This window comes from Pseudoalteromonas sp. QJM3NY_12 (genome assembly GCF_056173165.1).
This window is the reverse complement of record NZ_CM149661.1, coordinates 3,396,538-3,402,537: the sequence shown is the minus strand read 5'-3', so window position 1 is coordinate 3,402,537 and position 6,000 is coordinate 3,396,538. Positions and strand designations below refer to the sequence as shown.

General features: G+C 37.8%; 6 protein-coding genes. All 6 read left to right on the top strand.

Features of this window, described 5'->3' with window-relative positions:
- Positions 1-467: 467 nt before the first annotated feature.
- The 6 genes from rpmH to mioC all read left to right on the top strand — a co-directional run bounded on the left by rpmH (position 468) and on the right by mioC (position 5,971).
- Positions 468-602, top strand: a complete 135-nt coding sequence (rpmH, locus tag AC0VZ5_RS15845) for a 50S ribosomal protein L34 (RefSeq protein ID WP_008112968.1) — start codon at positions 468-470, stop codon at positions 600-602.
- A 7-nt stretch (positions 603-609) separates the two neighbouring features.
- The gene (gene rnpA, locus AC0VZ5_RS15840) at positions 610-1,035 is read left to right on the top strand and encodes a ribonuclease P protein component (protein ID WP_008467046.1); all 426 of its coding nucleotides are present in this window, start codon (positions 610-612) and stop codon (positions 1,033-1,035) included.
- Positions 1,036-1,161: 126 nt separating this feature from the next.
- The gene (gene yidD / locus AC0VZ5_RS15835) at positions 1,162-1,437 is read left to right on the top strand and encodes a membrane protein insertion efficiency factor YidD (RefSeq protein ID WP_008112973.1); all 276 of its coding nucleotides are present in this window, start codon (positions 1,162-1,164) and stop codon (positions 1,435-1,437) included.
- A gap of 8 nt (positions 1,438-1,445) precedes the next feature.
- Positions 1,446-3,083 (top strand): membrane protein insertase YidC, encoded by a 1,638-nt coding sequence (gene yidC / locus AC0VZ5_RS15830; protein WP_475473649.1) that lies wholly within the window; start codon positions 1,446-1,448, stop codon positions 3,081-3,083.
- A gap of 130 nt (positions 3,084-3,213) precedes the next feature.
- On the top strand, positions 3,214-4,578 hold the full coding sequence (gene mnmE / locus AC0VZ5_RS15825) for a tRNA uridine-5-carboxymethylaminomethyl(34) synthesis GTPase MnmE (RefSeq protein WP_464710661.1): 1,365 nt from the start codon (positions 3,214-3,216) through the stop codon (positions 4,576-4,578).
- A 943-nt stretch (positions 4,579-5,521) separates the two neighbouring features.
- The gene (mioC, locus tag AC0VZ5_RS15820) at positions 5,522-5,971 is read left to right on the top strand and encodes an FMN-binding protein MioC (protein WP_008112109.1); all 450 of its coding nucleotides are present in this window, start codon (positions 5,522-5,524) and stop codon (positions 5,969-5,971) included.
- The last annotated feature ends 29 nt before the right edge of the window (positions 5,972-6,000 follow it).

Genomic DNA, 6,000 nt, shown 5'->3' with positions numbered 1-6,000 from the left:
CAATAATGATTCAAAAATCACACCTGTATTGCGTTTAAATGGCTCAATAAGCAGCCCAAGACCGACTATTATGAATGCACTTTATCCACAAGTAAAAGATTGATTTTTGTAAAATTGTTGATATCGATGTATAAATATAATAACAGACTGATTCTAATAGCTTTTTATTTTAAAGCTTGATTAGAGATCATAACAAAACTGGCAGCAGATCGCGACCACAATTTACGATCTAATTTACTTTTCCCATGCTTTTATTCACTTTTTATACAGGGGCTGTGGAAAACTTCTTATTTATGATGATCCTATCGGATCATGAAAATTGATCATAAATAAACATGCTTTACGCACTCTATTATGATTGACTTTTCGTCACTTCATCTATAATATCTCGCGCTCGCAATGGCACCTGTGCCAGGATCGCGACCTGCATAGGATGTTTTAACTTTAACCGATCGGATGAGATTGTTATGAAAAGAACTTTTCAACCTAGCGTTTTAAAACGCAAACGTACACACGGTTTCCGTGCTCGTATGGCAACTGTAAATGGCCGTAAAGTATTAGCTCGTCGCCGTGCTAAAGGCCGCAAAGTTCTTTCTGCTTAATTTATAAGTGGAAGACTTTAGCTTTGGCAGGGAGTTACGTCTGTTAACTCCCTCGCATTACTCTCGCATATTTAACGAACCCGCTCGGGCTGCAACTCCTTTCTTTACCTTATTAGCAAAACCAAGTGACCAGTCTAAACCTAGGTTAGGCCTTACTGTTGCTAAAAAACGTGTAAAAAAGGCATGTCAACGAAACCGTATTAAACGTCTTGCTCGCGAAAGTTTTCGTTTAAACCAACACACGCTCGATAATATTGATATTGTGTTGATGGTTAAAAGTGGCATTGATGAACAGTCTAATGAAGAATTAACCAAACAACTTACAAAGCTGTGGCGTAAGATTAATGAACGCTGCAAACCTGGTGCCCCTAAACCGCCACCATTTAAAAAACGCCCAAACAAATCAGCTAAATCGACTAAACAAACCCAATAGCAATAGAATTACAGGGTTAATTAAGGTATCTTTAGCTCACCTTTTAATCATGCGTTTAAAATCTCATAGTGAGTCTTTAAATACATGGTATCTATTCACTAAACATAACGTAGGGGCATGTACAACATGAGGTTACTTAAACCACTTGCTGCTTTACCAACACGTTGTTTAGTTTTATTTATCCGCGGTTATCAAAAGTGGATTAGCCCGCTATTAGGTCCGCATTGTCGTTTTAATCCAACGTGCTCTAGTTACGCTATTCAAGCAATTAATTTGCATGGATCGGTAAAAGGGTGTTGGTTAGCTGTTAAACGCATATTAAAATGCCATCCTTTACATTCAGGCGGAGACGACCCCGTTCCTGAAAAATTAACCCGTATTAACCACCAACACGAGAAATAAGAGCTGTTATGGAATCGCAACGCACGTTTTTATTCATCGGCCTAATGCTAGTGTCGTTTTTATTATTTCAAGAGTGGAATAATGACTACAACACACCAAAAGCCGATCCTAGTGCCACTACACAAACACTAAAAGCAAATTCACCAGAATCAGATGATTATGTTCCAGCTTCATCAGACTCAGGTTTTCCTGCTTCAACTACTTTAGCTAAGCGCGCTGTTATAAATATTACAACAGACGTGTTTAAAGTAAAAATTGACACCAAAGGCGGTGACATTGTTGAAACAGACTTAATTGATTATAAAGAAACCAAAGGCAGTGATGTTCCTTACATGCTACTGGGTGAGTTTGATGGTAAACAATACTTTTCACAAAGTGGCTTAATAGGTTTAAATGGTCCAGATGCATCAGCAAATGGGCGTCCTACTTACCAATCAGAACAAACTTCTTATACTTTAACGGGTGATGAGCTTCGTGTTCCTCTTCAGTTTACTGATAGTAACGGTGTAAGTTTCACTAAAACCTATGTATTCAAAAAGGGTCAATATGATGTTGGCTTAGAATATAAAGTTAACAACACCACTAGCGCGCCAGTACAAGTTCAGCTTTACACACAAATAAAGCGTACCGTACAAGAAAAAGGCAGTATGGTTGATCAAAACTATTTAGGGGCTGCATACGGTACTGATGAAGAAAAATACGAAAAGTATAGTTTTTCAGATATGGCCGATAAAAACCTAAATAAAAATACTCAAGGTGGTTATGTTGCCTTTATTCAGCATTACTTTGTAAGTGCTTGGGTACCAATGCAAGATCAAACTAATACTCTTTATAGTTTAATTACTAAAAGTAATGCGGCTATTATTGGTGTTAAAGACGAAGCGGTTAATGTTCAAGCTGGTAGTGAGCAAGTACTTACTGCAACTTATTACATGGGCCCTAAAGAGTCAGATAAACTTGAAGCCATTCATCCAGACCTAGACTTAACAGTTGATTATGGTTGGTTGTTTTTCATTTCGCAGCCGTTATTTGTGCTACTTAAATGGTTACACAGTATTTTAGGTAACTGGGGTGTAGCAATTATTGCCATCACTATTATCGTTAAAACATTAATGTACCCACTGACTAAAGCACAGTACACCTCAATGGCTAAAATGCGTGCGTTACAGCCTAAGATGAAGGCGCTAAAAGAAAAGTATGGCGATGATCGTCAAAAATTCGGCCAAGCGACTATGGAAATGTACCGTAAAGAAAAAGTGAACCCTATGGGTGGCTGTTTCCCTATTTTACTGCAAATGCCAATCTTCTTAGCCTTGTTCTATGTATTCTTAGAGTCTACAGAACTTCGTCACGCTGAATTTGTACTTTGGTTAACTGACCTTTCTGCAAAAGACCCATACTACGTATTACCAATTTTATTTGGTGCGAGTATGTTCATAACGCAAAAACTACAACCTATGACGGTTACCGATCCAATGCAGCAAAAAATGATGACCTTTATGCCGGTTATCTTCTCTGTATTCTTCTTATGGTTCCCATCTGGTTTAGTACTTTACTGGTTAGTGTCTAACCTTATTTCTATTGTCCAGATGTTAATCATCTACCGTGGCATGGAAAAGAAAGGAATTAAAGTAAGGGGCGATTAAACTCCCTACTTATATAAAGGCGACTTAGGTCGCCTTTTTTATTGCCTATTTTTTATAACAGCATTCGCGAGTGCCTATTTGATAGGTTACAATACCGCCATTACGTTATTTAAGTTGGCAAATAAACCGCATGATCAATCACGATACAATTGCAGCACAAGCCACTGCCCCAGGCCGAGGCGGTGTTGGTATTATTCGCGTTTCAGGAAACCTAGCCAAACAGGTTGCTGAAAAAATAATAGGCAAAGTCCCTAAAGTTCGTTATGCCGACTATGTGCCATTTAACACCCTTGCAGGTCAGCAACTTGACCAAGGTATTGCGATTTACTTTGCTGGCCCACACTCATTTACCGGTGAAGACGTACTCGAACTCCAAGGCCATGGTGGCCCTGTTGTTCTTGATATGCTACTTAAAGAAATTAGTAAAATAGACGGTGTGCGTTTAGCTAAACCAGGTGAATTCTCTGAGCGTGCGTTTATGAACGACAAGCTTGATTTAACTCAAGCAGAAGCAATCGCCGACTTAATTAATGCAACTAGCGAGCAAGCCGCTAAAAGTGCTCTACAATCACTTCAAGGGCAATTCTCTAAGCACATAGAAACCTTAGTTGAAAAAGTCATTCACTTACGTATGTATGTGGAAGCAGCTATTGATTTCCCTGACGAAGAAATCGATTTTTTATCAGACGGAAAAGTGGGTGGTGATTTAAATGCCATCATCGAGCAGCTTAATGCCGTAACCAATCAAGCCAAACAAGGCAGCATAATGCGCGAAGGTATGCGCGTCGTTATTGCTGGTCGCCCTAATGCAGGTAAATCAAGCTTACTTAATGCATTAGCAGGGCGAGAAGCGGCTATCGTAACTGAAATAGCCGGCACCACACGTGACGTATTACGTGAGCATATACATATAGATGGTATGCCACTACATATAATAGATACCGCAGGCCTACGAGAAAGCCCAGATAAGGTAGAGCAAATAGGCATTGAACGTGCCTGGGATGAAATAAACCAAGCCGATCGGGTACTATTTATGCTTGATGGCACCGACACCATTGATACCGATCCACATGCTATTTGGCCTGAATTTATGGCTAAATTACCCCAAGGTATGGGCGTGACTGTGATCAGAAATAAAGCCGATTTATCGGGTGATACGGTTGGTATGGATCAAGAGCAACAATATCCAGTCATCAGTTTAAGCGCTAAAAATGCTGATGGTATAGAGTTAGTTCGTACTCACTTAAAAGCCTGCATTGGTTTTGATGGTGCTACAGAAGGTGGTTTTATGGCACGCCGTCGTCACTTAGATGCACTAGAACATGCTGCGTATCATTTAGATACAGGTAAAACACAATTAGAGATGCATGTGGCCGGTGAAATCCTCGCGGAAGAACTGCGTTTAACACAACAGTATCTTAACGAAATAACTGGTGAATTTACTTCTGATGATTTGCTTGGCAAAATTTTCAGCTCGTTCTGTATCGGTAAATAATTGAACTAATAATTTAATCATTAAGGGCACCTAGGTGCCCTTTTTAATGCCCTACTATTTTTAATATCGACTCGCCAAAATGTATTTTAATAACTCACTTTAAAAACCAAACAGACTAAAAAATACAGCTAAATTGCACCAATATTAGCCTCCATTTATGTTTAAAAATGTGTTTAAGGCAGATGAGCTAAACCTATAATCACACCAAACAACAGATAAACTACCTACATTAATAGTAAAAATTAAGCTTATTTCACCCTAAAAGAGAACCTATTACATTAGTTTTCCAAGCTTGGGCATAGGTAATTATCAAACCATAAAAATAAAACGTACCTAAAAAGTAAGTTTGCTCGCCACTCCACCAGCAAAATATAGTTATTTTCTTAGTTTAAATTGATGAAGATTATTTTTTTGCAGATCAGTTATCCACAATTTTGGGTTTTACTGCCTTAAAAATGAGTTAAAAACGATAAAAAGTAAAAATATGCTGTGTTTAAATCAGTTAAATAGCGATTTTTAGAAAATAAAAATGGATTTTTAGTCTGATCTGCATAAATAGATCATTTTTTTTAATTATTCTCGATCCCAATTTTAAGTTATCAACATGCTTTGTATCCACACTAAGATCAACACGCCTTTATTTATGAATTTGTACTAGCTGGTGGTTAACACTCAATATAAAATCAATAACTTAGCAAACTATTTATAACATTGCTTTTTAGTTAAGCAGAGCTTTCCCCAACCTTATCAACAACTTGATCAGAAGATTACATTTAAATATATTTTGTTAATTCATTAATAATCAGCAAGTTAAAGCACTAGTTAGCGCGGCGACTTAAATTACCACAAAAATAGTTATACAAAATAGCACTCTTAACTTTACTGTTATACTCACTGAGCTATCATAGGCAGCAATTAAAACTAATAGTGATCAGCCATATTCATGAGTTCAGTAAATATTATCGTTGGTAGTCAAATGGGATCCGCCGAGTACGTTGCAGAGCAGTTAAATGATGCACTTAACAACCAAGGGATTAATAGCCAACTACATGATCAACCTGAATTTAATGAAATAGATCAACAAAATACTATTTGGTTAGTTTGTACATCGACCTACGGTGCGGGTGATTACCCTGACAACCTGATTGGTTTTATCGAACAAGTATCGCAAGTGGATGATCTTTCGCATTTAAAGTATTCGGTTATTGCACTTGGCGATACTAGTTACGACACTTATAACCTTGCAGGGCGTAATGTAGATACTCTTTTAAGCCAAAAAGGCGCTGTAAAAGTAGCACAACGTTTAGAGCTTAATATTCTTGATGAAGCACTGCCCGAAGATACGGCCTTAGCTTGGTTAGACTCATGGATAGCACAGACAGGTTTAAAATAGAAAGATCAAGCGAAAAGTTATAAATAAAG